Origin of the sequence: Flavobacterium soli DSM 19725 (genome assembly GCF_000422705.1) — a bacterium.
GTDB lineage: Bacteria > Bacteroidota > Bacteroidia > Flavobacteriales > Flavobacteriaceae > Flavobacterium > Flavobacterium soli.
Map to the genome: position 1 here is coordinate 349,350 of NZ_KE383907.1, position 24,591 is coordinate 373,940.

A 24,591-nucleotide genomic window follows, 5' to 3' on the forward strand; every position below is an offset into this window, starting at 1 on the left:
GCTCTACACAGCGGCTATAAGAATGTGGCAGTCAATGGCGGTGCGTGGCAGTGTTTGGCGAAGTGATAAGAGTTGTAGCTTCTATGATCCTTTTGTATCGTAACATTTATGAAGCATCCAAATAAAAAATACTTTTAGTTGCTCTTCTGTTTTCTGTCCGTCAGCAACATTTTTTGTCCTGCTGAATTGGTGGACAAGGAACACTTCCGTAACTACAATAAACACAACAGTCTCCTTGTTTTGGTTTAAGAACTTGTTTGCATTTTTCACATTCGTAGAAATATTGGCAAGCGTCTGTCGGCATTGTTTCTTCTTTCTTGTGTCCGCAGTTGGGGCAAGTAATTGTTGATTGCAATATGATTTCCATTTGGTTTTATTTTTTGTCGGTTACAGAATATCCTGTTGAGTTAATTGCTTTTTCGACCTCAGAAATATTCGTTTTTGAGTTGTCAAATTCCACGATTGCGTTTCCTTTTTCGTATGAGGCGTTTGAACTTATTATTCCTGTCAATTTATTTACTTCGTGATTTACGTGTTCGCCACAACTTGCACAAGTCATTCCGCTAATCGTAAATTCTACTTTTTGAATATTGGATTTGTCCACCGCTATAATTTGCTTTTCTGTCTTTGGGTAGAAAATGCTTGAGTAGTATGGAAAGGCAAGCATTACGATTGCAAATGCTGTTACAATTCCTAAAAACATTTTTGACTGAATGAATTTTGGTTTTTCTTCTGTCTCACAATTGCAATCTATCTGCTTTTTGGGTTTCAACTTTTGATACCAAGCAAAACCAAGAACCAAAATTGTCAACCCGATAAAATAGGGTCGAAAAGGTTCAAGCCAAGAAAAAGTGGAAGCAAGACCGCTTGTTCCTGCAATAAGAGCCAATACTGGTGTGATGCAACAAAGAGAAGCTGCAATTGTAGTCAAAAGTCCTGCACCAATTAATTTTTTGTCAGTTTTCATATTGTTTCTAATATTTTGTTTTCGTCAAGTATTTTGAAAAATGGTTTCAGCATTTTTTCATACTCTTTAGTCAGTGAGTGAAAAATAGTTTGAGCTTCTCGTTCGGTTTCAATAAGTTTTCTGTCTTTGAGTTTCCGCAAGTGTTGTGAAACCGCTGAAATTGTCATACCAAGAATATCACTTATATCACAAACACAAAGTCGTTTTTCTTCATAAAGTAGAAAGAGTATTTTCAGTCTTACATTGTTTCCCGCTAATTCAAGTCCGTTCGATAAATAGTCAAAAGAACCGTTGAGTTCTGAAACTCGGTCTTTACAGCGGTTTATTTGTTTAATGTCTGCTTGTTGTCGTATGCAAGAATTATTGTCCATAGCACAAAGATAGTCAATTTGTTTATTTAAGCAATTACTTAAATACAACTCAAATTCTTTCAGAATTATAAAGTGACAGCTCAATAAATCTTTTTAAAAACAGATTTTTAATTCCAAAATCTGACCTCTTACAGTCTTCTTTTTTTTTTCTTCTTCATTTTGTTAGCAAAATCCTGTTCCTCGTAATCATCGCCCTGTGCTTCGGGTAACAAACCGCCAAATGCCTCAATCAAACCGTCTTCGTGTTTTTCAGTAGTATTCAGGAAGTCGAACAAATGGTGTGGTTCTTCCGCAGGAAGATCTGCATCATTTGATGTGGATGTTTTTGGTGGTTGTACGGCAGGTTCTTTAATCTCCAGTTTGATATTATTGTTCCAATAATCATTAAAGGCATTGGCAGAAAGTTTCTTGCTCAAACGTGAACCGTTCCAAACCGTTTTAGAATTGTGGTCTATAAAAGTCATTCCGTAAATACGCCCTGTGTCATTTCTACGAACCACAACGTTAATGCCCTGTTCGCCTAACTGTTTTTTAAAAGCCTGTTCATCACTTGTGGTTTGCAGGGCAATAGTTACAACAGCTTTAATGGTTGGTTTTGTCGGGTGGTCTTTTAAATCCTCTTTGCATTTTGCAAAATGCAATTCCAAAGCCGGAAGCCCTGCATTTTTACCAAACAACGAAGCCTTGAACGGAAGCCCGGCTCTTTCGCCTTTTTCATTTAAAGGAATGTACAGTAAACCCTGCCGTAGTTGTCCCTGCAATTCGCCCTGCACTTTTTCGGTAGTAACATTGAACAGGGAAAGCAAAGCATTGTATTCGCCCAAAGTCTGAAATTTATAATAATTCGGCAGGTGGCGGACTACTGAAGCAATTTGACTTTTTACATCGCCTGCTTTGTAATCTACCGGACGGAAAACCTTATCATTCTGAGTGCGCTCTTTGTCTGTTGCAGGTATCAGCCCGTGTTGCCTTTCCAGTTCTCGGCATACATTCATTGACCGCATTTTCTCGAATTTGTCCGAAATCTTTTTGCCCTGCTCGTCCACGCAAACCGATACAATGTGTATATGGCTGCGGTCAATATCGGTATGCTTAAACACTACGAAAGGTTGTTCGCCGTAACCCATTTCCCGCATATACTGCTCCGCCATTTGCCGAAACCTGTCATCGCTAACCTTATCTTTCGGGTCGGGATTAAGCGAAATATGCAACGTATGTTTCTCGGTATTACGGTTGGCTATCAAATAAGGGGCAAAAGATTGTGCTAATTGTGCAACAGTATATGCTCCGTTTGACCTTTCGATTATCTTATTTGTGAACAGAATTTTTCCATTTTCATTCTCCACTTTCAGATTGTTATATGCCAATGCTCCGTACAAATTTTCGCTTCTGCCGATTTTCGCTATCATTTCTAAGACTGTTTTTTTAGATGTTTTGCTTCAAATTCTTCAGTTATCTGAATGATTTTTTGGCATAGCATCGCCATTTCAGCCGTCTGTTTTTCCAATTTGTAAAGGAACGCTGCGGCTTTTTTCTCGGAAAAATTCTTGTACAGCAGCTTTACAATCTGGTTATAGTTTACACCAACGGAGCGAAACTGACTGTGAAACGAGGTTAATCTCATATAAAAATCAACCGTTCCCTTGTCAATTTTAACCGATTTCATTTCTTTACTGAACAGCAGAGAAATGATAAACTTTGCTTTATTGGGCATTCCCGATGTTTCAAAAAGCGATAAAAGTTTGGCATTTTCTTCATCAGTAAGACGAAAGACGTGGCGGTGGATACTTGGGTCGGTTTTTGCCTTCCGTCCGCCTTTATTTTGTTTTCTGTTATTATTCTCATTCATCACTAATCCATTTTAAATTCACACAAAACCTCGACTTCGGAGTGGTTTTTCAAGCTCCCAGTAGGGCAAGTTGTTTTGAGGCACTAACTCGGTTTCGAGTGCCTCAAAACACAACTTGCCGTGTTCTGTTGAACACAAAAATCCGTCCGCCAAAAAAGGCGGAACCGGATTAAATGTAACAGGGAAAAACGGCTCGATGCCGTTCCCGTTACCCTCCGATTTGTCAAAAGTGTTTTGCATAAATCCATTAATAAAAATCATTGTACAAAGTAAAGCCCTGTTTACGAAAGCATTGTATTGTATAACAGTGCCAAACACTGCCTTTGAACGCCAAACACTGCCACACCGCAATCAGAGGGCAAATCAATCGCTTTATTTGCCGTATAATTTTAGTGCAGGTAGTAAAAAATGTATCTAAACAAAGAAGAAAATAAGGTTTGTAAACAGGCAGTTTGGAATAAAAGCATAAGGTTTTAAAAGCATAAAACAATAAAAGTGTAAAAGCATAAAAGCATAAAAGCGGTAAAGCAATTTACCTGTTGCAAGGTTTGCCACTTGCCAAAGAATGTACCTAACAAGGCAAAAATGAAAGCAGATACCTGTGCAGGAAAGTACCCAAAAGGGAATGCAGGAATATAGGAATGAGGTAATAATCAGATAAACCAATATTCAATCCTGCAAAACAAATAAAGTGTGTAACAATAAATTTTTAAATAATGGAAACAACAAAGAAAACTTTAAAAATCAGCTTCTCCACCCAAAAAGGCGGTGTGGGAAAATCTACAATGACCACTTTGCTGGCAAGTGTACTTCACTACCGTTTGGGTTTTAATGTGCTGGTGATGGACTGCGACTTTCCGCAACACAGCCTGACCAATATGCGTGAACGGGATAAGAGAACCATAATGCAGAACGGCTACCATAAAAAAGCGGCAATGAAGCAGTTTCAAGCCATCAACAAAAAAGCATACCCGATTATTAAATGCAAAGCTGAAACAGCTTTGGAGAAAGCATCGGAATACAGAAGCCAGTCGGTGGTTGTACCGGATGTTATTTTCTTCGACCTGCCGGGAACTGCCAATACCAAAGGCGTACTGACTACCTTAAAAAAAATGGACTTTATCTTTTCGCCCATTACTGCCGACCGTTTGGTAGTGGAAAGTACATTGGGCTTTACCAAAGCCTTTCTCGGACTTCCCCAAACGGACGAGGGAAATCCCGAACAAGAGATGTGGCTATTTTGGAACCAAGTGGACGGGAGGGAAAGAACAGGATTGTATGATGCTTATCAAAATGTCATCAAAGAACTCAACCTGCCTATAATGGAAACAAGAATAATGGATAGCAAGCGTTTCCGAAAGGAAACAGACGACACAGGCAGTTATGTGTTCCGGTCAAGTTTGCTGCCTGCCGAACCACAGTTAATGAAAGCAACCAAAATGGATTTGTTTGTCGAGGAATTTTTAAAAATCACTCATCTATAAAAGCATTAAACTATGAGTTCAGATAACAAAAACAACGATTTTGAAAAGCCCAATGTTGATGAGGAATACCTTATGAACGTCATAAGCGGCGATGAGCCTGTTGCTCCACCGACCATTAACAAAAAGCAGGACGTACCAAAAGAAAACAAGCCCAGGGAAAAAGCCCGTAACAGTTTATCAAAGAAAGCGGACTATGAGGAAACGTTTTTGGTCAATCGGTTTCCGTCCGGTCGTAACGGCAAGGTCGTTTACATACGCCCTGAATACCACGAAAGATTGCTGCGTATTGTACAATTAACAAGGGAGGAAAGAACAACGCTCTACTCATACATTGACAATATTCTTGACCACCACTTCAAGGAGTTCGGGGAAGATATTACAGATTATTTCAACGACCATTTTAAACCCATTTTGTAGCTATGGAAATAGTAATTGTGATATGCCTGCTGATAGTCATTGTCCTGCTTTTACAAGATAAGATTGTCATTCATAAAAGGTCAAAACAAGAACCTCCGCAGAAGAAAGTCAATCCGAACCTGCCCGATATTATGGGGCAACCCAAACCTGTAGAACGCCTTTCCCTGCCAAACACTGCCAATGAACGCCAAATTGAGGAACCGGAGATAAACCCTGCTAATTTAGACATTGAATACGACGAAAATGAAAACGTAAGTGCTCAAATTCCGCAGGAAGAGCTGGACGAAGTTTTCAGTAATATGCCTGATTTGGAGGAAGAGGAAGAAGATTGGAACAGGTACGGAATATCCGGTGGCGATGACGGTTTTGCCCAAGGGGTTACCTTTGAAGAACTAAGCTCCGTGGGGATGTTGCTCCAAAAAGAAGAATTGGAACCAGCCCAAAAGGAAACAGCGATAGCGATAGTTCAAAAAATACAGGGAACTGAGTTATTCAACCTATTGGAAAATTCCATGGAAGATGCTTCCCGAAAAATAGCCGAGCTTTTGGATAGCACCCTTTCATCTGAAACGGAAGCCGGTTCTTCCAATTTGCGGAAAAGTGATTTGAGTGATTTTGACATTGGGGAGTTTGTGTAAAAAAATAGAAGATTTTAAATGAGCCTGAAATTTAGTTTTTCAGGCTCAATTTTTTCTCACTCATTTCGCCAACTTCAATATTCTGTATGCCCCCCTTGCCACAACTAAGAATACAATAGCTCCGATAATCAAATCGGGATAGCTTGAATTGAGCCAATGAACCAAAAGCCCTGCAACGATAACACCCGAATTGATAATAACATCGTTTGATGTAAAAATCATAGTTGCCTGTATGTGGGCTTCTTTGCTTTTGTTCTTTTGCAACAGGTAAAGACAAAATATATTTGCCATTAGTGCCAAAACAGAAACGATAATCATAGTTTGAAAATCGGGCATTTTTTCAAAGCCTAAAAAACGCCTGATAACTTCAACAAAACCAATAACAGCCAATAGGATTTGAAAGTACCCTGCAAATTTGGCGATGTTGTTTTTCCTTGCTATTGTTCCACCCACAGCGAATAAAGCCAAAGCATAAACGATACTGTCCGCAAGCATATCCAAACTATCAGCTACCAAACCCATTGAATTGGAAAAAATGCCAAACACCATTTCCAATCCAAAGAAAACGAAATTAATAATCAGTACAGTCCAAAGTAGTTTCCGTTGGTTATTATTTGTATCTGTTTCAAAAATTGCATTGCTTTCTTCAGTTGAAATCAATGTAGTATTCAGGTTTAGTGTTCCCAAAGCCGTTAAAATCGGGTCGGGATTTCCATTGTGATAAACGTTCAGCTTTCTGTTTGGAATATCAAACTCTAATGATTTTACCGTATCAAAGTTTTGCAGTTTCATACGGATTAACTGCTCCTCACTTGGGCAATCCATTTTTGTAATATTGAATATTGTTTTGTTCATCTTTTAAAGTTTAAATTTTATTCCTCCGTTAATTACAAATCCGTCCAATGGTGCATAAATATCTTTAAAAACAGGGTTGGTTATAGTACCTGTATAAATGTTATCAAAACGTGTCTGTCTTGTATCAAGGAAGTTTTCAAAGTTGATATATAAAGAAAATCTTTCCCAAATCTTTTCAGCCATAAAGCCACATGTCCAATAATCGTTTCCTATTGTTCCGTCATTGAGCTTTTGCGGACTGAAATAATAGGCTTCTAAACCAATCTTCCATTTATCCTCAATTTCATACATCAGTACAGAGTTAATACGGTGTTTTGGGGTTAATGGATTTTCGGTAGTTGTTCCGTTTTCAATCAATCGGGTATCGGTAAAGGTGTAGCCCAGAAACAGCTTCAAATCATCATATCCTATTTTTACGTTGGTTTCTGTTCCTTTAGTATGTATGTAGCCCGATGAATTGATGAACTGATAAAGATTAGCAGATGGATTTTGAAGCAACAAAGGATTATCCAGATAAGTATAAAAAAACAATTGGTTTATGCTGAATGTCCAATCATCGCCTATATTAGTACGGTAGTTGATGTCTGCATTTGCTCCGTAGCTCCTTTCTAATTTATTGGTTTTATCGTTAATAGGCATTACGTTTTGATATTGTATGCGTTCGCTTTCTTCGGTAAAAATGGTTGGTGTTTTGTAGCCAAATCCGCCCCCGACACGTGAAGTCAATCCATTTGCAATCTTAAACAATGCCGATACTCTTGGCAAAAAAACAGCTCCATAATCAATCACATAATCCGTCCTTAAACCTGCTTCCAATTGAAGCCAATCGGTAGCCTTAAAAGAATTTTGAACGAAAGCCCCGAATGTGGTATGAGTATAATCCCTCAACGGAAATGCAGTAATCTGTTTTTCTTTAAAATTATCAGTCCAAATATTAACGCCTGTTACCCATTCCGATTTTTCTTTGCTGTGCGTATAGCTTGCTTCCGTAAAAGTAGCGGTCTGCGTTCCCTCAAATTCGTAATTCGGAATAGCCGTATTGCGGTTAAAATAACTTACGCTGTTTTTGAATTGTACAAAACTGTTTTCGTTTACAGTATGGTCAAAAACAAATTGAGTGGAATAACGCTGTGTTTTGTTTTCTTCAAAATATTGATGGGTGTTATCTCCTTTGCCTTTGATGTAGAGCATATCGCCACCCAAACGGTTTTCAATGGTGGTATTGATACCAAAGTTCATTTTTGTTTTATCATTGAAGTAAACAAATAATTTAGGGTTCAGTACATACCTTTCAAATTGGGGAATGGCAGAAAGCCCGATTTGTGCAGGGTCGTAAGCTCCGTTGCGATTGTGCGAAGCAAATATTGTCGTTCCGATTTTCTTAAACTTCTGTCCGTAAAAACCGTTGATGTCTAAACCTCTGCCCGATGTTCCGTTTAAATGAAAGCGTAAATCCCTTTCTTCCGTTGGTGTTTTGGAAATCAGATTGACCAGACCTGCTATTGCTCCACCACCATACAGCGTGGAAGTTGAACCTTTGATAACTTCCACCTGCTTTAAGTCAAGGGGTGGGATTTGCAACAAACCTAACCCACTTGAAGCACCCGAATAAATCGGGAAACCGTCTTTTAAGATTTGCGTATATCGTCCGTCAAGCCCTTGAATACGAATACTTGCGTTGGCACTTGTGGGCGATGTGGTTTGTACATGAATACCTGTACTCTCACTCAAAAGCATACGAATATCCCCTGCTTTCATATTGCCTTTTTCGTCCAATTCTTCACCTCCGATAAATTCAATTCTTGTAGGGATATTTTGGATAGTTCTTGTACTTCTTGTTGATGAAATAACGATTTCTTCCAAATCTTCCGATTGTTCAGAAAGTAGGATTTCAATCGGGGTTGTATCTTTTAACGGAAAATTAAAGCTGTCGGTACGTTGGGCAAAACCAACATAACTAAATTGAATTTCCTGCAAACCGTTTGGAATACCTGTTAATATGATTTGTCCGTTTTCATCTGAAGTTGTTGCGATTGTAGTTCCCGTAACCTGTGCGGTTACGCCCATTAAAAGCTCTTTTTTTTCACTGTCTTTAATTACAGCTTTGAACGTATTTTGTGCATATACACAAAGGTTTAGTGCCATAAAAAATGACACAATAAGTATTTTTTTCATTGTAAAAATGATGCTTAATATGAATAAATGGATTATAGCGGTGCTAAGCACCGCAGGAAATAAACTGTGCTGAAAGCACTAGATATTAAACAAGCTGTGGGGGATGCCAAACGGAAAAGGGAAAATCAGAAACAGGCGGTGTTGGCATTGTTCCTAATTTTCTTTGCGGTTCTTTTACTGAATGTGTAACCGAAAAATGAAAAGTAATTAAAACAAATCCCGTACAGGTATTACAGCTAAAAAATGGCGAACAACAACCCTTATTGCAATCTTGGTCTTCCTGTCCGTTTTGTCCTTGCTCGGTTGTATGCTCCTGCATACATTTATCCTCAATAAAAGTCGGTACTGCTGATAACAGCAATACATAAACGGCTAATATTAAAGATATAAATTTCATTTTGCGAAGATAGTAAATAAACATTGTCCAATAAATATATATCCTCTTTTTTTCATCTCTATAACGCCACCCACCGCCAAACAATTCCACTGACTGCCACTTTCTTATAACGCTCTAATTTCTGAAACACCTTTGTCCCGAAAGCCCGCAAGGTGCGGGATAACAATAACAAATTAATGTGTTTCAGTTATGGAAAAACAGAGAAAAAAAGTTTTGCTGGCAGCCGTGGCTATGCTGTCAGGAATTGGTGCTTTCGCACAGGGAAACGGTACAGCAGGTATCAACGAGGCTACCCAAATGGTAACGTCTTATTTCGACCCCGCAACCCAATTAATCTACGCCATAGGTGCAGTAGTCGGGTTAATCGGAGGCGTTAAGGTGTACAACAAATTCAGTTCGGGCGACCCCGATACGAGCAAAACTGCGGCAAGCTGGTTCGGTGCGTGTATCTTCTTAATCGTGGCAGCTACTATCCTGCGTTCATTCTTCCTTTAATCCTTTGCTTTATGAACAATTACAACATAAACAAAGGCATCGGAAGAACGGTGGAATTTAAAGGTTTGAAAGCGCAATACCTGTTCATCTTCGCTGGCGGATTACTCGGTACGCTCATCTTCGTGATGATACTGTATATGGCAGGCGTAAACTCTTACATCTGCCTGTTTCTCGGAGCAGGCGGTGCTTCGCTGATTGTGTGGCAGACCTTTTCACTCAACAGGAAGTACGGCGAACACGGATTAATGAAGATAGCGGCTAATAAAAGGCATCCCCGCCATATCATTTGTCGCAAGCCAGTACACCGCTATTTAAAATTCACTCCTAAATCGAATGCCCTATGAGAAACGTTGCAAAAACGACAACGCTGGAAAATAAATTTCCTTTGTTGGCAGTAGAAAACAACTGCATCCTTTCCAAAGATGCAGACATTACCGCCTGTTTTGAAGTGCGTTTGCCGGAACTGTTTACCGTAGCCTCTGCGGAATATGAAGCCATTCATTCCGCCTGGCATAAGGCTATTAAGACCTTGCCGGATTTTACGGTCATTCACAAACAGGATTGGTATATCAAAGAAAGCTATGCGCCCGATTTGGCAGAAGACAATCAAAGTTTTTTGGCAAAATCCTACCAACGTCATTTTAATGAGCGACCGTTCTTAAACCATTATTGCTACCTCTTTTTAACCAAGACAACCAAAGAGCGTATGCGTATGCAAAGTAATTTTTCATCGCTTTGTAAAGGTTCACTGATACCAAAGGAAATCAGGAACAAGGAAACGATACATCGCTTTATGGAAGCGGTGGCACAGTTTGAACGTATCGTGAACGATAGTGGTTTTATAACCCTGCAACGCCTTACCGAAGACGACATTATCGGAACGGACGAAAAGCAGGGGTTGCTGGAACAATACCTTACGCTATCGAGGGATGCGGGAACACCGATGCAGGACATCGCACTCGGAACGGAAGAAGTCCGTATCGGGAACAAAAGGTTGAGCCTGCACACACTTTCGGACACGGACGACCTGCCCGGAACGGTATCGGCAGATACCCGTTTTGAAAAGCTATCTACCGACCGTAGCGACTGCCGTCTGTCATTCGCCGCACCTGTGGGCTTGCTGTTAAGCTGTAACCATATCTACAATCAATATTTGTTTATAGACAACAGCGAAGACAACCTGCAAAAGTTTGAGAAATCCGCAAGGAATATGCACTCACTGGCTCGTTACAGCCGTTCCAACCAAATCAACAAAGAGTGGATAGAAAAGTACCTAAACGAAGCCCACAGTTTTGGGCTATCTTCTGTTCGTGCTCACTTCAACATTATGGCGTGGTCGGATGATCCGGCAGAACTGAAACAGCTAAAAAATGATTGTGGTAGTGCTTTAGCATTGATGGAATGTAAACCCAGACACAACACTACCGATGTAGCAACATTGTACTGGGCAGGAATACCGGGTAATGCAGGTGATTTTCCCGCAGAGGAAAGTTTTTACACCTTTATCGAACCTGCATTATGCTTCTTCACGGAAGAAACCAATTACCACAATTCGCCTTCGCCATTCGGTATCAAAATGGCTGACCGCCTGACCGGAAAGCCTATCCATTTGGATATATCGGATTTGCCTATGAAGCGTGGCATAATCACAAACCGGAACAAGTTTATACTCGGTCCATCGGGAAGTGGTAAATCGTTCTTCACAAACCATATGGTACGACAGTATTACGAACAAGGCGCTCACGTTTTGCTTGTTGACACTGGTAATTCTTATCAAGGATTATGCGAACTCATTAAAGGTAAAACTAAAGGCGAAGACGGTGTTTACTTCACCTATACCGAAGATAATCCGATTGCTTTTAATCCTTTCTATACCGATGATGGTGTGTTCGATATTGAGAAGCGTGAAAGTGTCAAGACTTTGATATTGACGCTTTGGAAACGTGATGATGAACCACCAACTCGCTCAGAAGAAGTAGCATTATCAAATGCTGTATCAGGCTATATCGAGCGCATCAAACAGGACGATATTTATCCATCATTCAACGGCTTCTATGAGTATGTAAAAGGCGATTACTGCAAGGTACTCGAAGAAAAACAGGTAAGGGAAAAAGACTTTGACATTGCCAATTTTCTCAACGTACTCGAACCCTACTACAAAGGTGGTGAGTATGATTATCTGTTAAACTCTGATAAGCAGTTAGACTTGTTGAGTAAGCGTTTTATCGTATTTGAAATTGATGCGATTAAAGACCACAAAATCCTCTTTCCCATTGTGACAATCATCATAATGGAAGTCTTCATCAACAAAATGCGTAGGCTGAAAGGTATCCGCAAGCTCATATTGATTGAAGAAGCGTGGAAGGCGATTGCCAAAGAAGGAATGGCAGAATACATCAAGTACCTCTTTAAAACCGTCCGCAAATTTTTCGGTGAAGCAATCGTCGTAACGCAAGAGGTCGATGATATTATCCAATCGCCTATCGTCAAAGAAAGTATCATCAATAACTCTGACTGTAAAATCCTTTTAGACCAACGAAAGTATATGAACAAGTTTGATGATATACAGGCGATGTTGGGGCTTACAGATAAGGAAAAAGGGCAGGTACTTTCTATCAATATGAACAACGATGCAAGCCGACTTTACAAAGAGGTTTGGATAGGCTTAGGTGGTACACACTCGGCAGTTTATGCCACCGAAGTTAGTTTGGAGGAATACCTTGCTTACACCACCGAAGAAACCGAAAAAATGGAAGTGATGCAGCTTGCTGCTGAACTGGACGGCAATGTAGAACTCGCCATCAAGCATATCGCAATGCAAAGGCGGGACAAAGTAAATCAATAGTCAATTAACAATTTAAAAATTCAGAAACAATGAAAAAAGTATTGTATCTGGTGTGTACGGCACTAATGCTCGCCGTAGCACCGTCAGCGAAAGCTCAATTTGTAGTAACTGACCCTGCAAATCTGGCATCAGGAATTATCAACAGTGCGAACGAAATCATACAGACTTCTTCCACCGTGAGCAATGTCGTAAAGAACTTCAACGAAGTGAAAAAAGTGTACGATCAGGGCAAGGAATATTACGACAAGCTAAAAGCTATCAACAACCTTGTGAAAGATGCCCGTAAAGTACAGCAAACCGTATTGTTGGTAGGCGATGTGTCCGAAATGTACGTTCAGAATTTTGGTAAGATGATGAACGACCCAAATTTTACCCCACAGGAATTGGTTGCAATCGGCAATGGTTATTCGGCACTGCTCAATGAAAGTACCGAACTGCTGAAAGAATTGAAGCAAATTATAACCTCTTCAAGCCTTTCGCTAAACGACAAAGAGCGTATGGATATTATTGATCGTGTGTACAAAGAGGTAAAGGATTACCACAGCCTTGTACGCTACTACACTAATAAGAACATTTCTGTAAGCTACCTAAGAGCGAAAAAGAAAAACGACGCACAGAGAGTTCTTGAACTCTACGGAACTTCTAACCAAAAATACTGGTAAAAATGGAATGGGATAATCTTCACGAACTCCTTCGTTCACTTTACGACGATATGATGCCGCTTGCAGGTGATATGGCGGCTGTGGCTAAAGGATTGGCGGGATTGGGTGCGTTGTTCTATGTAGCATTAAAGGTTTGGCAGGCTTTAAGCCGAGCCGAGCCTATCGATGTGTTTCCGTTACTGCGTCCATTCGCTTTGGGGCTTTGTATAATGTTCTTTCCAACCATCGTGTTGGGAACCATTAATGCAGTATTAAGCCCGGTAGTTACAGGAACTCACGCCATACTCGAAGACCAGGTGCTTGACCTCAACCAACTCCAGCAACAGAAAGACCAATTGGAATACGAAGCAATGGTACGAAATCCCGAAACCGCCTATATGGCATCAGACGAAGAGTTTGATAAAAAACTGGATGAATTAGGATGGTCGCCTTCCGACGTTGGTACAATGGCAGGAATGTATATGGACAGGCAAGCCTACAAGATTGAAAAAGCGATAAAGGACTGGTTTCGCAATCTATTGGAAATACTCTTTCAGGCGGCGGCTTTAGTTATTGATACCATAAGAACTTTTTTCCTGATCGTCCTTTCCATACTCGGACCAATAGCTTTTGCTATTTCCGTTTGGGACGGATTTCAGTCCACGCTCACACAGTGGATCACGAGGTATGTAAGTGTTTACCTGTGGCTTCCTGTTTCCGATTTGTTCAGTTCGATGTTGGCAAGAATACAATCCCTCATTTTAGAACGGGATATAGCTATGCTTGCCGACCCTACCTACATACCTGATACGAGCAATACTGTGTACATCATTTTTATGATAATCGGCATTATCGGATACTTCACAATACCAACAGTAACAGGTTGGGTAATCCAAGCCGGAGGTGCAGGAAACTTTACTCGTAATGTAAATCAAACAGCGATGAAGGCAGGAAACCTTGCAGGTGCTGGTGCAGGATCTACAGTAGGAAACATCGGCGGTAAACTGATGAATAAATAACAATAAATCATTAAAAAAAATGGAATTTAAAACGCTAAGAAATATCGAAAACAGCTTTAGGCAGATAAGACTATATGCCATTGTGTTTGCGGTTCTCTGCATTGGCGTGGTAGGATATGCCGTATGGCAGTCCTACCGCTTTGCAGAAGAACAACGCCAAAAAATCTATGTATTGGATAACGGCAAATCTTTGATGCTTGCCTTATCGCAGGATGCGAGCATCAACCGACCTGTGGAAGCAAGAGAACACGTTAGAAGGTTTCACGAACTGTTCTTTACACTTGCTCCCGACAAAAACGCTATAGAAAGCAATATGAGCAGGGCATTCAATCTTGCCGACAAAAGTGCCTTCGACTACTATAAAGACTTGTCGGAAAAAGGCTATTACAGTCGTATTATATCAGGAAACGTACAGCAACGCATCGAAGTAGATAGTGTGGTCAGCAATTTCGATACCCATCCTTATGCGGTACGAACGTATGCAAAACAATTCATCATTCGGTCAAGCAATGTAACCAGGCGTAACCTAATTACTTCCTGCTACCTAGTCAACTCCGTTCGCTCTGACAACAACCCACAAGGCTTCAATATCGAAAAATTTGCAGTCGTGGAAAACAGGGATATAGAAGTTATCGAACGCTAAAAAACAATCTTATGGAAACATTATCAGATTTAAACACGTTCGCAAAAATCCTTACAGAAAAAGGATATAACGGCTATTTTCATACGCAGGGTGCGTATGCCGGAAAGCTGAAAGAAAGTATCAGCGATTACCTTGAAAGCTGCCAAAAAGGTGCAGATACTTTGCCTAAACAAGACTTGTTGTTGACAGGCTACCTACAATGGTCGGGAGAAGACAAGCCAAGTGTAGAATGCAGTATGTGGGTAAATTATCTGAACGGCAAATTCTCACTCAACAGAATGGAGGTGGCAAGAAAAGACCAATTTGGGCAATTGCTAAAAAAATCGGAACTGACAAACCTCTCTTTAATAGTCGTACCCAATGCAGTTGAGGTAATTGCTTTGGTTAATGATGAACAAAAGCAAAATGTGGGTAAAATCTCCAAGCGGTTCAAGCTCTAACATCATCATAAAAAATTAAGAATATGAAAAAACTAAGAGCAAATATGGACAGGTACTTTGACCAGCTGGACGACCGTTGGCAGACGTTACCAGTACGCAAACAGCACCAATATACCCTGTGCTTTTTTGTGGGATATCTACTGCTTACCGCTGGTGTAATTTTCAAAGTCTGGTACGATACCTCAAAGTCTGGAAACGATATGATCATAGAGCATATCGAAAATCCTGTCCTCAAAAAAAATGGAAGTCCTGCAAGATTGCAGGATAGTGTATCAACAATTTTAAAAAATAAAATTTATGAAAGAAAATGAGAACAAAAAATCAGTTGTTCGGGTAACAGAAGGTAATCCGTCTGCAACTGCTGATGTGTTACAAGACGGCACACAGAATAATAAGGAGAAGCTCAAAAAGCCCTTAATTTTCGGCTTAATGGCGATTGTTTTCACGGGTTGTATGTACCTCATATTTAAACCATCCGAAGACAAAAAGACAATTGAAAATGTAGGGCTGAACGATGCGGTACCAGAGGCTACTGGAACTGGAATGCCTGCCGACAAAGGCAAGGCGTATGAACAGGAAATGCTCGAACGCAAAGAGCAGGAAAAACGCAATGCATTGGCTACACTTTCAGACTACTGGAATACAGAAGACAAAGAAGAGCCAACCGACGAACCGTTTAATGAAGAAGAGGAAAACAACAGCTTTGGCGGTAGTGGGAGAAATTCGGCAAGAAGCAGTAATCCTGCTTTGAACAGCTATCGAAATAGCCAAAGCGCATTGAGTTCCTTTTATCAAGATGATAACGCTGAAACAATGGAACTGCGTAAGCAGGTGGACGAATTGAAAGAAAAATTATCAGAAAAGGATGTGCCACCTGTGGCCACCGTTGATGACCAATTGAAGCTAATGGAGAAATCCTATGAAATGGCAGCAAAGTATCTGCCAAAAAATGCGAATACCGAAAATTCAACACCTGCTAATGGTGCTGTTCCGGATGCTGTTAGTGCTATGGCTACTAACCAAAAAGAGCATTTTGTATCGTTCACATCAGCAAGAAAAAATACAGTATCAGCCCTTTACCGTGAACCATCGGACAGTGCTTTTTTAGCGGATTGGAGCGAAACAAAGAACCGTGGGTTTTATACCGCTGGTTCTTTGGAACAAATGGCACAACCCAAAAACAGTATCAAAGCCTGTGTACACGATGCCCAAACAGTAGTTGGCGAAACAGGTGTGCGTTTACGATTATTAGAGCCTGCAAAAACACCGAGCCGTACCATTCCAAAAGGAACGATTTTAACGGCTAATGCGAAATTTCAGGGAGGGCGTTTACAACTAAAAGTTACCTCGATAGAACTGGAGGGCAATATCATCCCGGTAGATATAACCATTTACGATTTGGACGGACAGCAAGGCTTGTACGTTCCTTATTCGCCCGAAATGAATGCCCTTACTGAAATGGCAGGCAATATGAGCCAGACAGGCGGAACAAGCGTAATGCTCACGCAAAATGCTGGACAGCAGGTTGCAGCAGATCTTAGTCGTGGCGTGGTACAGGGAATTTCGGGCTACTTCGCCAAAAAGGTAAGAACCCCAAAAGTTATGCTGAAAGCAGGACATCAGGTCTTCCTTGTATCTAAACAATAATGTTGAATTCAAATAAATAAAACAATGAAAAATAATTTAAAAACCTTTTGGGCTATTGCCCTGATACTCGGCTTTGCCGTACAATCTTATGCACAGAACAGCATCAGAACACCGCTTGCATTGGGCAAGATACAACCGTATAGAATGGAAGTTACCTATGATAAGACTTCACACCTGATTTTTCCGACCGCTATCCGTTACGTGGATTTAGGCAGCGAATATCTGATTGCAGGAAAAGCAGAAGATGCAGAAAACGTGTTGCGTGTAAAAGCAACGGTAAGGGATTTTGAACCAGAAACCAATTTTTCAGTCATTACGAATGACGGTCGTTTTTACAGTTTCGATGTGTATTACAGTTCCTATCCTGAGGCATTGAGTTACGACCTACTCACAATGCAAAAAGCGGTGGATAAAGCCAACGGTAACGATGTGCTTTTTGAGGAACTGGGTAACAATTCTCCATCATTAGCAGGCTTGCTATTGGAAACCATTTACAAAAAAGACAAGCGTATTGTAAAGCATATCGGGGCTAAGAGTTTCGGCATTCAGTTTATGCTCAAAGGCATTTACATCCACAACGGCAAATACTATTTCCATACGGAATTGAGAAACCGTACCAATGTGCCGTTTCAGATTGATTTTATCAATTTCAAAGTAGTGGATAAAAAGGTTGCCAAACGCACCGTAGTCCAGGAACGCCCGATGATACCGTTACGCACTTACAAGCCTTTGGACGAGATTGGCGGTAAGACCACCGAGCAAAACGTGTTCCTGTTAGACCAGTTTACCGTTGCTGATGACAAGGTGCTGTTGATTGAGATTTTCGAGAAGAACGGTGGCAGGCATCAAACATTGCAGGTCGAAAATTCGGACTTAATCAAAGCCCGTTTGATTAACGATATGCACCTAAAATTTTAATAACCCTTTTAAAGTAACAATATGAAAAAGTATATCCATACTGTGATGCTTGTTTTAATAGGTATTACGACTGTACAGGCACAACGAATGCTGCCAAAGCAGAAAGGATTGGAAATAAGTGCGGGCGTACTATCCAATGATAAAATCGGTAATGATTATTACATCAGTGCAGCAATGACCGTAAACGGAAGGAATGGCAATTACCAGCTTTGGGCGTTGGAATACACGCACCAATACCACGACTACAAAGACCTCCACATACCGCAGGAAACCTATTTCGCAGAGGGTGGTTACAGTTTCTTCTTGTTGGGTGATGCCCGAAAAAACATCACGCTGAATTTTGCTATAACCGGCGTGGTCGGTTATGAAACCATTAACCGTGGCGAAACGATGTTATATGACGGAGCGAAGATATTGAGTGAGGATAATTTCATCTACGGAGCAGGCGGCCGCCTCACTTTTGAAACGTACCTGTCCGACCGCTTTGTGTTAGTCCTGCAAGGGCGTACAAAAATGCTTTGGGGTACGGATTTGCAACAGCTCCGACCGTCAGCAGGTGTGGGACTAAGGTTTAATTTTTAAAACGTAAAAACAATGATAGCAATATTCAATAAATTCAGAATAGGATTAAGCTCAATATATGTAATGCTGGCAATCCTCACAGCTTCGGTTACGTTAGTATCTTGTAGTAAATACGATGAACTCGAAATACAGAACGATTTTCCTTTTGAGGTAAATGTGATGCCAGTTCCCAAAGATGTAACCAACGGGCAGACAGTAGAAATACGCATTACCATACAGCGTAAAGGGAATTACAGCAACACGCAGTATTTCCTCAGATACTTTCAATTTGATGGACAAGGCACATTGCGGTACTATGATGAACCGCCGTACCTGCCCAATGACCAGTACCAATTACGAACAGAGCAGTTTCGTCTGTACTACACTTCAACGTCTTCCGTATCACAATCATTTGATGTTTGGATTTCGGATAGCTTCGGGAATGAAAAGCAAATAAGTTTTCAGTTTAATAGTAGTGATTAGTATAGTAGCAAAAAGAAGTCCTGCCGCAAAAGCAGGATTTCTTTTTTTGGAGTGATCGAAGCTAAATTTTTGTAAATTTAGAAGATGGATTTTTAAGTGATTTTGTTATGGTTGCATCATTGGTTATCGGGATAATATTTTTGGTTGCTGGCTTGGGACTTCGTTATTGGATTAACCGGCGGAAGTTTTATAGGCGTAGTCCTATGGGAGCAGAAGGCTTCTCCTCTTATGAAAGTTCGGTTTTCATTAAATTAATTGAAAAGATTGGTAAATGGCTAGCTTACGCCTTGATTATATTTGGGCTATTGTCGTTGTGGGTTTATTCTCGTGAGAAAAGAGATAGTGAAACAGAAAGAGCACAGACTGAGATACCAATATAAAAACTGACAGGTAAACGTTTCCAGAAAGCTATAATTTTTTATACCATAACAAAAAGGGTTGGCTAAAAATAACCAACCCTTTTATTAACTGAAATACTTTTTTACCAGGGAATTTCTCCTGTTGCCGGATTGGTTTCTTCACTAAAAAATTTACCGGTCGGGCCATCATTATCAATCAGGACGTATTTGATTACTCTATTGGCAGCAACACTGACTTCTCCACCATTAAAGAATGTAAAATCGGTTTTCGTAAGTCCAGGACAAACGGCATTTACTTTAAAATTTGTATCACGCAGCTCATATGCTAACTGGATGGTGTACATATTTAGAGCCGCTTTTGATATTGCGTAAACTCCGTATTTAGCATAGCTGTAGGCAGGCCATTCCGGATTACTTTGTAATGAAAGAGACCCTACGCTGGTACTCAAGTTGACTATTCTTGGTTCTGAGGATTTTTTGAGCAGATCTATAAAGGCTTGTGTAACATTCGCTGTACCTACCAAATTTGTTTTAAATGCATTCAGATATTCGTCACTTGTGGCTTCCAATACAGTGTAGGGATCACTTCCTCCGTTGATACCTGCGTTATTGATAAGTACATCCAAAACCGAAACCTTGTTACCTATTTCTTCCCGTGCCGTCCGTACCGATGCAGGGTCAGTAACATCAAGTTCTACGGCTTCTACATTTGAAAATCCTTCTGCATTAAGTTTCTGAACTGCCTGCAAACCGTTCTCGATATTACGGCTTCCAATAAATACGAAAAATCCCTTTTCTAAAAGTTGTCTGGCAGTTTCAAAACCGATGCCTTTGTTTGCTCCTGTAATTAATACTGTTTTCATATTTTGTAATTTTAAATTTTCAATACAAAATTGAGGTATTAGACAGTGGCATCATTTACCAAATGGTAAAAAGTGCATCAGCGGATGTTTTTCCGTATTCGGCTAAGAGATTGTTGTGTTACTCCTAAATAGGATGCAATGTATGATAATGGAACACGGTTGGTCAATGAAGGATAATTTTCCAAAAATTCAAGGTATCTTGTTGTAGCGTCCTGCGAAATTACCGGGCCTTTCCTTGATTTTTGGTACATGCACAGCTGCACCATTTTATTTTTAATATTGTCCCAACCAACGATAATATGGGATAGTTCTTCCCAATTTTTCTTTGAAAATACGATAAGACTACAATCTGTAACGGCTTGCAAGTACTCGGAAGATGAAGCATTTGCCTCGAAGTTGACATAATCACATACCAGGCTGTTTTCGCTGATGAAGCAACGGGTAATTTCTTCACCTTTATTATTGTAATAACAGCCACGAATAACTCCTTCTACTATAAACCCAACCTGCTTTGGAATTTTCCCCGCCTCAGAAAAATAATCCTCTTTTTTTAATTGCAGGATTTGTCCCTTGCTTATTACAAGTTCAATTTGCTGCTTGTTAAGATTTCCAAATTGCAGAATATATTCAATCAGTTCTTCCATATGTGCAAGTTAAAAATAATATCATTTGGCATATTTACCATTTGGTAAAAAATCAACTGTGATAGCTAATTATTGATTTATTAAAACCATCAAATAACTGCTCTTGTCCAGCCAAATGCTGCCTTCCAGTGCCAATGAGTACAATATAGAAAAATACGAAAAAAGACTTTATAAATTAGATTTTGAAATAAAAAACAAGTTGGATATGGAAGTCTTAGCAATACAAAAGTCCGCACTAGACGGAATGAAAAATGAGCTAAAAGCACTTTTGGAACTGACCGAAAATGCCACACAGAAATATACGCCCATTTTTAAAGAGGAACAGTGGCTTGATAACCAAGAAGTGTGCCTGATGATGAACATTACCAAACGGACTTTACAGACCTACAAAAGCAAAGGACTTTTACCGTATTCAAAACTGAACCGCAAAAATTATTATAAACGCTCGGATGTACAGACTTTGCTCGAAGCCAGACAGCCGGACAATACTACTGAAAATGGATTTATTCACGAATGATAGTGACGAAATCATTGCCCACAGGGAAATGATTACACAGCTACGCAGCCGTATTGAAAGCATATTGAAAAACTACCGTCCTGTAATGAACGGTGAAATATATCTTTCAGGCGAAGACGTGTGTAAACTGTTACACATCAGCAGACGGACTTTACAGCAATATCGTGATGACCAAATACTCCCATACATCCAGATAGGCGGCAAAATCATTTTTAAGCAAACCGACCTTTTACGGATACTTGAACAAAACTATGTCTGCAATGGACAAAAGAACAAGTAACGGATTTCAAGCAATCATATTTCTATATCGAAACGAGTTTAGTATCTTTGCTATGTAAAATATAGAAATACTTAAAGTGTTTTTGCTTTAAGTCCCACATTGAAAACTGGTAATTTTTAGACAACGGGACGATAAGGAAGAACGCTCATGCCATAGGCGTGGGCGCTCGCTTATTCGTTGTCGGGTATACCAGTACCTCAATGTGCGGTAAGTGTAGTTGCCTGCGCTTTCTTTTTGTGCAGGAACTTCATCTAACTCAAAAAAAGGTAACGTATGAAAACTGGTACTGTACAAGAAACAATCTCCCTGTCTTTTATCAATGACAAAAGCCTTGTAACTGATAACATCTGCAAAGATCTCGCTGCATCAGGAATGGAAGTCCTGTGCCGGTCAGAGAGCATTAAAAAAGGGCTCTCACAGTTGTCTTCATTGAATGAACTCCCCAAATTCTGTATTATTGACTTGGATTTTTACGACCAAAATGTGCTTAAACAGCTTCAGGAATTAAGGAAAGAGTACCCTGCAATCAAACTGGTTGCTCATAGTGATATCGATGATGAGAAAGTTGGGAAATCTCTTTTAGACATTGGGTTTTCAAGTTATCTGCTACTTGGTAGCGATGTGGATGATTTTAAGAAAGTTATCTTCAGTGCTTAAGACTATATTTCATTATCATCGTCTCCATACCAACTTGAAGTATCCACATCGTAGTCATCGACCTCAAACTTAGTGGACGGAAAATCCTCTTCAATTTGATAGCGTATCTTCGTTTCAAAAGGGAATGTTTCTGGCAAGTCTAATCCATCACCTTCACGTCTTTCTTTATTAGACCCATATTCAAGAATTACATGTAAATCTCCAAAGACGTCCACCACAATTTCATATTCATTAATTTCTGAAATATGATATTCTGACACTTCACTATATGCCAGTGAATGGTGAGGTGCAAGCCGATCAACATTCTCAAAAAAATTACTTACAACGGATGATATCATATGCTCTTCGATATGTCCATCAAGGAATTGTTTAAGATCTTCACGATAGTTCTCAATTGTTTCTACTAAACTAATAAAAGAGTTAAGTACATCTTGGCTCATACGCTCAATTTCAGAATCGCTAATATTGAACACCTCAGGATTAATATGAGTGTACTTGCTTAAAGTATTGATTGTTTCTTTTACATCCTTTATCATGTCTTTGAGTTCGTCAACCTCAAATCCCCAACGATCTAAAAAAGTGTCGTCTATTCCACCTTGGACTGCGTATTTAATTCTTTGGTTTCTTGTAGGTTTTCCGTCTGCAGTTTCGGGGCTAAACCAAACACAATTTTTCACACGTTCTTCCGGAGCAAGGTTATATAAAAAATGTCGTGACAACTCCCTTATAGAGTATGCAAAATTATTAAAGCGAAGTTTATTGGTTTTATCATTTAGACTAACCAGTGATGCCTCGAAAAGATCAAGTTCAAATTGATTGGTCAGTAGCTGCTTTATTTTTTCCTTTTTTTTCACCTTTAACTATTTAATTTCTGAAAGTGTAAATTTCAACTTATCCCAAAACTCGCTTATAAGTGCCGGCAAAATCTCATTGAGTTTAGTGTCATTATTAAAAAAACGTTTCCTATTCTTAAATGTCATTATTATTCCGTTACTAAAATCAGGGAGTAATATAAACTTTTCTATTATCTCCTTATTCTTTACATTCTGATATACCTTGGGAATATTATCAATGGAAGCATTATGAACAATTTCATTCCGTAAATACATTATCATACGAATATTATCACTCATTTCATAGATAGTGCCCTTCATTTCCTTAAATACTGTCTTCTTTGAATCACCATAGATTATATCCTTTGATTTCAGTTTTGGATAGGTAGCAAAATCAATATGAAGATTTTCTATTTCATAAATGATTTTCGTTGTAAAATCCATTTGACTGTATAAGTTGATAAATAAATGATTAACTAGCGATGTAATGTTTGTGACAATATAGCCAGAGGAATATTGTATGCCATTTTCAACAACAGTTAAATCGTTATGGATAAGAAAACTATTAGTGTTTAGGATTTTGTAGAACTCTCCGACAATATACTTCGTCTCAAGAACTGAGTTTTGCAATGTACTGATCAAATTATCTACATCAAAATAGTATAGCAGCCTAAAAAGTCTTTCCTTATCCTCAATACCAATTAAAAGCTTTTCAAAATCTTCTTTTGATAATCTTAATTCGGCATCTATACCAGCAATAGAGGCAAACGGGAATATAGGAGTACTGAAATAGCTGTGATAGGTTTTTAAATCACCGAATATCTTTTTGGCAAGATAATCCCTTAATTGTATACATATTTTTTCTATTTCGTAACTCTGATCACCAGTGCTAAAGTTTATTTCACCGTTCAGAAGTTCAGTGATATAGAAGCTATCCTGAGGTGGTTTATTTGTGGGTACTCCGTTAGTATTGTAAAATTTCATCAAAATCGTTCTCAAATACTTTATTACATATACTTTTTAATGTGGTCAAAGTAGCCCGTACTTGCAAGTGTATTCTCAATTTCTTGCCTGCTAAGTTTCCTTTCTTCTTTCGAAAGAATAAATTCTGCCAATACCGAAATAGAGTTCCATATTTCAGGAATAGAGAACGTCATCATAATGTTCGTTATATTTTCCTGAATAAAATTTGCAGGGTGATTTTTCGAAATAGAGGAAAGCAAATAATCAATATTCTGTACCCTGATTAGATCTGGTCCAGAAAGTTCAACCTCCATATCACCATCGACAATGCCGTTATTCAAATGAATACTCTCTGCAATCGACCCAGCTAAGAGAATGAGAGAAGCTTTAAAAGCTACTTCAGGTGAAGTTAACTTAATACTTGCTGGAAGTTCATTAAACATCTCAGGATATTCCTTGCAATTTGTTATAGCTGATATCAACAATAGATCATTTCCGTAATCCATTGTCGTTTTTCCATCACCAGAAGCCAATACTTCCACTTCCTGACAGGAGTATTCTGCAAAATACGTCATTGCTATATGCCCACTTTCGTGAAAAGCTGTTTTTTTATACTGTTCTAACACTTGT

The 24,591-nt window shown here is 39.4% G+C and carries 32 protein-coding genes; 18 read left to right on the forward strand and 14 right to left on the reverse strand.

The features are described from left to right. Positions 1-160: 160 nt before the first annotated feature. The 6 genes from G508_RS20450 to G508_RS0117140 all read right to left on the reverse strand — a co-directional run bounded on the left by G508_RS20450 (position 161) and on the right by G508_RS0117140 (position 3,427). Entirely contained in the window at positions 161-367 is a 207-nt protein-coding gene (locus G508_RS20450) for a GDCCVxC domain-containing (seleno)protein (protein WP_002996045.1), read from the reverse strand. A gap of 6 nt (positions 368-373) precedes the next feature. Beyond that, positions 374-967, reverse strand: coding sequence for a mercuric transport protein MerTP (gene merTP / locus G508_RS0117120; RefSeq protein ID WP_002978464.1), 594 nt, complete (start codon positions 965-967; stop codon positions 374-376). Continuing rightward, complete coding sequence (locus G508_RS0117125) at positions 964-1,338, reverse strand: ArsR/SmtB family transcription factor (RefSeq protein ID WP_002978466.1); 375 nt, start codon at positions 1,336-1,338, stop codon at positions 964-966. The genes merTP and G508_RS0117125 overlap by 4 nt, the downstream gene beginning before the upstream one ends. Before the next feature lie 128 nt (positions 1,339-1,466). Beyond that, a complete protein-coding gene (gene mobB / locus G508_RS0117130) occupies positions 1,467-2,747 on the reverse strand; it encodes a conjugal transfer protein MobB (RefSeq protein WP_026706456.1) in 1,281 nt (426 codons plus the stop codon). A 2-nt stretch (positions 2,748-2,749) separates the two neighbouring features. Then, the gene (mobA, locus tag G508_RS0117135; protein WP_026706457.1) at positions 2,750-3,187 is read right to left on the reverse strand and encodes a conjugal transfer protein MobA; all 438 of its coding nucleotides are present in this window, start codon (positions 3,185-3,187) and stop codon (positions 2,750-2,752) included. An 18-nt stretch (positions 3,188-3,205) separates the two neighbouring features. Beyond that, on the reverse strand, positions 3,206-3,427 hold the full coding sequence (locus G508_RS0117140; protein WP_157486087.1) for a hypothetical protein: 222 nt from the start codon (positions 3,425-3,427) through the stop codon (positions 3,206-3,208). A gap of 476 nt (positions 3,428-3,903) precedes the next feature. On the opposite strand from G508_RS0117140, the gene G508_RS0117145 reads away from it, so the two are divergent. Genes G508_RS0117145 through G508_RS0117155 form a run of 3 tightly spaced genes read left to right on the forward strand, consistent with a single transcriptional unit; the run spans position 3,904 to position 5,726 of the window. Next, a complete protein-coding gene (locus G508_RS0117145; protein WP_026706459.1) occupies positions 3,904-4,671 on the forward strand; it encodes a ParA family protein in 768 nt (255 codons plus the stop codon). Between the two features lie 12 nt (positions 4,672-4,683). Further along, entirely contained in the window at positions 4,684-5,088 is a 405-nt protein-coding gene (locus G508_RS0117150) for a DUF3408 domain-containing protein (protein WP_026706460.1), read from the forward strand. Between the two features lie 2 nt (positions 5,089-5,090). Continuing rightward, the gene (locus G508_RS0117155) at positions 5,091-5,726 is read left to right on the forward strand and encodes a hypothetical protein (protein WP_026706461.1); all 636 of its coding nucleotides are present in this window, start codon (positions 5,091-5,093) and stop codon (positions 5,724-5,726) included. Positions 5,727-5,786: 60 nt separating this feature from the next. On the opposite strand, the gene G508_RS0117160 is transcribed toward G508_RS0117155, so the two are convergent. The 3 genes from G508_RS0117160 to G508_RS0117170 form a co-directional block, all read right to left on the reverse strand. Further along, positions 5,787-6,581, reverse strand: coding sequence for a cation transporter (locus G508_RS0117160; RefSeq protein ID WP_026706462.1), 795 nt, complete (start codon positions 6,579-6,581; stop codon positions 5,787-5,789). 3 nt (positions 6,582-6,584) lie between these two features. Further along, a complete protein-coding gene (locus G508_RS0117165) occupies positions 6,585-8,756 on the reverse strand; it encodes a TonB-dependent receptor (RefSeq protein ID WP_026706463.1) in 2,172 nt (723 codons plus the stop codon). A gap of 85 nt (positions 8,757-8,841) precedes the next feature. After that, complete coding sequence (locus G508_RS0117170) at positions 8,842-9,153, reverse strand: hypothetical protein (protein ID WP_026706464.1); 312 nt, start codon at positions 9,151-9,153, stop codon at positions 8,842-8,844. 189 nt (positions 9,154-9,342) lie between these two features. On the opposite strand from G508_RS0117170, the gene G508_RS0117175 reads away from it, so the two are divergent. The 12 genes from G508_RS0117175 to G508_RS0117230 are packed head-to-tail and all read left to right on the forward strand — an operon-like array spanning position 9,343 to position 18,845. Continuing rightward, positions 9,343-9,648, forward strand: a complete 306-nt coding sequence (locus G508_RS0117175; RefSeq protein ID WP_026706465.1) for a DUF4134 domain-containing protein — start codon at positions 9,343-9,345, stop codon at positions 9,646-9,648. An 11-nt stretch (positions 9,649-9,659) separates the two neighbouring features. Next, positions 9,660-9,992 (forward strand): DUF4133 domain-containing protein, encoded by a 333-nt coding sequence (locus G508_RS0117180; RefSeq protein WP_026706466.1) that lies wholly within the window; start codon positions 9,660-9,662, stop codon positions 9,990-9,992. Further along, a complete protein-coding gene (locus G508_RS0117185; protein ID WP_026706467.1) occupies positions 9,989-12,493 on the forward strand; it encodes a TraG family conjugative transposon ATPase in 2,505 nt (834 codons plus the stop codon). Before G508_RS0117180 ends, G508_RS0117185 begins: the two co-directional genes overlap by 4 nt. Before the next feature lie 29 nt (positions 12,494-12,522). Continuing rightward, positions 12,523-13,155 (forward strand): DUF4141 domain-containing protein, encoded by a 633-nt coding sequence (locus G508_RS0117190; protein WP_026706468.1) that lies wholly within the window; start codon positions 12,523-12,525, stop codon positions 13,153-13,155. A gap of 2 nt (positions 13,156-13,157) precedes the next feature. Continuing rightward, positions 13,158-14,153 carry a conjugative transposon protein TraJ gene (gene traJ / locus G508_RS0117195; RefSeq protein ID WP_026706469.1) on the forward strand — a complete coding sequence of 332 codons (996 nt, stop codon included), beginning with the start codon at positions 13,158-13,160 and terminating at the stop codon, positions 14,151-14,153. Between the two features lie 19 nt (positions 14,154-14,172). After that, positions 14,173-14,796, forward strand: coding sequence for a conjugative transposon protein TraK (traK, locus tag G508_RS0117200; protein ID WP_026706470.1), 624 nt, complete (start codon positions 14,173-14,175; stop codon positions 14,794-14,796). Positions 14,797-14,807: 11 nt separating this feature from the next. Next, positions 14,808-15,236, forward strand: coding sequence for a hypothetical protein (locus G508_RS0117205; RefSeq protein WP_002978258.1), 429 nt, complete (start codon positions 14,808-14,810; stop codon positions 15,234-15,236). A 23-nt stretch (positions 15,237-15,259) separates the two neighbouring features. Then, on the forward strand, positions 15,260-15,547 hold the full coding sequence (locus G508_RS0117210; protein WP_026706471.1) for a hypothetical protein: 288 nt from the start codon (positions 15,260-15,262) through the stop codon (positions 15,545-15,547). Then, entirely contained in the window at positions 15,534-16,883 is a 1,350-nt protein-coding gene (traM, locus tag G508_RS0117215; RefSeq protein WP_026706472.1) for a conjugative transposon protein TraM, read from the forward strand. The genes G508_RS0117210 and traM overlap by 14 nt, the downstream gene beginning before the upstream one ends. 24 nt (positions 16,884-16,907) lie before the next feature. Further along, complete coding sequence (gene traN, locus G508_RS0117220; protein ID WP_026706473.1) at positions 16,908-17,801, forward strand: conjugative transposon protein TraN; 894 nt, start codon at positions 16,908-16,910, stop codon at positions 17,799-17,801. Positions 17,802-17,822: 21 nt separating this feature from the next. Continuing rightward, positions 17,823-18,383 carry a conjugal transfer protein TraO gene (locus G508_RS0117225; RefSeq protein ID WP_026706474.1) on the forward strand — a complete coding sequence of 187 codons (561 nt, stop codon included), beginning with the start codon at positions 17,823-17,825 and terminating at the stop codon, positions 18,381-18,383. Between the two features lie 12 nt (positions 18,384-18,395). Beyond that, entirely contained in the window at positions 18,396-18,845 is a 450-nt protein-coding gene (locus tag G508_RS0117230) for a DUF3872 domain-containing protein (RefSeq protein ID WP_026706475.1), read from the forward strand. A 481-nt stretch (positions 18,846-19,326) separates the two neighbouring features. Here the strand turns inward: G508_RS0117230 and G508_RS0117240 are convergent, their stop codons facing one another. Both G508_RS0117240 and G508_RS0117245 read right to left on the reverse strand, forming a co-directional pair. Next, a complete protein-coding gene (locus G508_RS0117240) occupies positions 19,327-20,067 on the reverse strand; it encodes an SDR family NAD(P)-dependent oxidoreductase (protein WP_026706477.1) in 741 nt (246 codons plus the stop codon). 77 nt (positions 20,068-20,144) lie between these two features. After that, on the reverse strand, positions 20,145-20,711 hold the full coding sequence (locus G508_RS0117245; protein ID WP_026706478.1) for a Crp/Fnr family transcriptional regulator: 567 nt from the start codon (positions 20,709-20,711) through the stop codon (positions 20,145-20,147). A 205-nt stretch (positions 20,712-20,916) separates the two neighbouring features. On the opposite strand from G508_RS0117245, the gene G508_RS0117250 reads away from it, so the two are divergent. The 3 genes from G508_RS0117250 to G508_RS0117260 all read left to right on the forward strand — a co-directional run bounded on the left by G508_RS0117250 (position 20,917) and on the right by G508_RS0117260 (position 22,165). Further along, the gene (locus G508_RS0117250) at positions 20,917-21,228 is read left to right on the forward strand and encodes a helix-turn-helix domain-containing protein (RefSeq protein WP_026706479.1); all 312 of its coding nucleotides are present in this window, start codon (positions 20,917-20,919) and stop codon (positions 21,226-21,228) included. Positions 21,229-21,313: 85 nt separating this feature from the next. Then, on the forward strand, positions 21,314-21,508 hold the full coding sequence (locus G508_RS0117255; protein WP_232046356.1) for a helix-turn-helix domain-containing protein: 195 nt from the start codon (positions 21,314-21,316) through the stop codon (positions 21,506-21,508). 273 nt (positions 21,509-21,781) lie between these two features. Continuing rightward, entirely contained in the window at positions 21,782-22,165 is a 384-nt protein-coding gene (locus tag G508_RS0117260; RefSeq protein WP_026706481.1) for a response regulator transcription factor, read from the forward strand. A 2-nt stretch (positions 22,166-22,167) separates the two neighbouring features. Here G508_RS0117260 and G508_RS0117265 read toward each other — a convergent pair whose 3' ends face one another. From G508_RS0117265 to G508_RS0117275, 3 genes are read right to left on the reverse strand one after another with little or no spacing between them, the layout of a single operon-like run. Then, the gene (locus G508_RS0117265) at positions 22,168-23,019 is read right to left on the reverse strand and encodes a pPIWI-associating nuclease domain-containing protein (RefSeq protein WP_026706482.1); all 852 of its coding nucleotides are present in this window, start codon (positions 23,017-23,019) and stop codon (positions 22,168-22,170) included. A gap of 6 nt (positions 23,020-23,025) precedes the next feature. Further along, on the reverse strand, positions 23,026-23,982 hold the full coding sequence (locus G508_RS0117270) for a hypothetical protein (RefSeq protein ID WP_026706483.1): 957 nt from the start codon (positions 23,980-23,982) through the stop codon (positions 23,026-23,028). Positions 23,983-24,005: 23 nt separating this feature from the next. After that, complete coding sequence (locus G508_RS0117275) at positions 24,006-24,587, reverse strand: hypothetical protein (protein ID WP_157486089.1); 582 nt, start codon at positions 24,585-24,587, stop codon at positions 24,006-24,008. Positions 24,588-24,591 lie beyond the last annotated feature (4 nt).

Bases quoted from the DNA above. Each gene is read 5' to 3' on its own strand.
- G508_RS0117255 (WP_232046356.1), top strand. From the start codon at position 21,314: ATGAACGGTGAAATATATCTTTCAGGCGAAGACGTGTGTAAACTGTTA.
- G508_RS0117230 (WP_026706475.1), top strand. From the start codon at position 18,396: ATGATAGCAATATTCAATAAATTCAGAATAGGATTAAGCTCAATATAT.
- G508_RS0117175 (WP_026706465.1), top strand. From the start codon at position 9,343: ATGGAAAAACAGAGAAAAAAAGTTTTGCTGGCAGCCGTGGCTATGCTG.
- G508_RS0117270 (WP_026706483.1), bottom strand. From the start codon at position 23,982: ATGAAATTTTACAATACTAACGGAGTACCCACAAATAAACCACCTCAG.
- G508_RS0117145 (WP_026706459.1), top strand. From the start codon at position 3,904: ATGGAAACAACAAAGAAAACTTTAAAAATCAGCTTCTCCACCCAAAAA.
- G508_RS0117245 (WP_026706478.1), bottom strand. From the start codon at position 20,711: ATGGAAGAACTGATTGAATATATTCTGCAATTTGGAAATCTTAACAAG.
- traJ (WP_026706469.1), top strand. From the start codon at position 13,158: ATGGAATGGGATAATCTTCACGAACTCCTTCGTTCACTTTACGACGAT.
- G508_RS0117155 (WP_026706461.1), top strand. From the start codon at position 5,091: ATGGAAATAGTAATTGTGATATGCCTGCTGATAGTCATTGTCCTGCTT.
- G508_RS0117225 (WP_026706474.1), top strand. From the start codon at position 17,823: ATGAAAAAGTATATCCATACTGTGATGCTTGTTTTAATAGGTATTACG.
- G508_RS0117180 (WP_026706466.1), top strand. From the start codon at position 9,660: ATGAACAATTACAACATAAACAAAGGCATCGGAAGAACGGTGGAATTT.
- G508_RS0117140 (WP_157486087.1), bottom strand. From the start codon at position 3,427: ATGCAAAACACTTTTGACAAATCGGAGGGTAACGGGAACGGCATCGAG.
- G508_RS0117190 (WP_026706468.1), top strand. From the start codon at position 12,523: ATGAAAAAAGTATTGTATCTGGTGTGTACGGCACTAATGCTCGCCGTA.
- traN (WP_026706473.1), top strand. From the start codon at position 16,908: ATGAAAAATAATTTAAAAACCTTTTGGGCTATTGCCCTGATACTCGGC.
- traK (WP_026706470.1), top strand. From the start codon at position 14,173: ATGGAATTTAAAACGCTAAGAAATATCGAAAACAGCTTTAGGCAGATA.
- G508_RS0117125 (WP_002978466.1), bottom strand. From the start codon at position 1,338: ATGGACAATAATTCTTGCATACGACAACAAGCAGACATTAAACAAATA.
- G508_RS0117205 (WP_002978258.1), top strand. From the start codon at position 14,808: ATGGAAACATTATCAGATTTAAACACGTTCGCAAAAATCCTTACAGAA.
- G508_RS0117150 (WP_026706460.1), top strand. From the start codon at position 4,684: ATGAGTTCAGATAACAAAAACAACGATTTTGAAAAGCCCAATGTTGAT.
- G508_RS0117260 (WP_026706481.1), top strand. From the start codon at position 21,782: ATGAAAACTGGTACTGTACAAGAAACAATCTCCCTGTCTTTTATCAAT.
- G508_RS0117165 (WP_026706463.1), bottom strand. From the start codon at position 8,756: ATGAAAAAAATACTTATTGTGTCATTTTTTATGGCACTAAACCTTTGT.
- G508_RS0117185 (WP_026706467.1), top strand. From the start codon at position 9,989: ATGAGAAACGTTGCAAAAACGACAACGCTGGAAAATAAATTTCCTTTG.
- G508_RS0117240 (WP_026706477.1), bottom strand. From the start codon at position 20,067: ATGAAAACAGTATTAATTACAGGAGCAAACAAAGGCATCGGTTTTGAA.
- G508_RS20450 (WP_002996045.1), bottom strand. From the start codon at position 367: ATGGAAATCATATTGCAATCAACAATTACTTGCCCCAACTGCGGACAC.
- mobA (WP_026706457.1), bottom strand. From the start codon at position 3,187: ATGAATGAGAATAATAACAGAAAACAAAATAAAGGCGGACGGAAGGCA.
- G508_RS0117250 (WP_026706479.1), top strand. From the start codon at position 20,917: ATGGAAGTCTTAGCAATACAAAAGTCCGCACTAGACGGAATGAAAAAT.
- G508_RS0117160 (WP_026706462.1), bottom strand. From the start codon at position 6,581: ATGAACAAAACAATATTCAATATTACAAAAATGGATTGCCCAAGTGAG.
- traM (WP_026706472.1), top strand. From the start codon at position 15,534: ATGAAAGAAAATGAGAACAAAAAATCAGTTGTTCGGGTAACAGAAGGT.
- G508_RS0117170 (WP_026706464.1), bottom strand. From the start codon at position 9,153: ATGAAATTTATATCTTTAATATTAGCCGTTTATGTATTGCTGTTATCA.
- merTP (WP_002978464.1), bottom strand. From the start codon at position 967: ATGAAAACTGACAAAAAATTAATTGGTGCAGGACTTTTGACTACAATT.
- G508_RS0117210 (WP_026706471.1), top strand. From the start codon at position 15,260: ATGAAAAAACTAAGAGCAAATATGGACAGGTACTTTGACCAGCTGGAC.
- mobB (WP_026706456.1), bottom strand. From the start codon at position 2,747: ATGATAGCGAAAATCGGCAGAAGCGAAAATTTGTACGGAGCATTGGCA.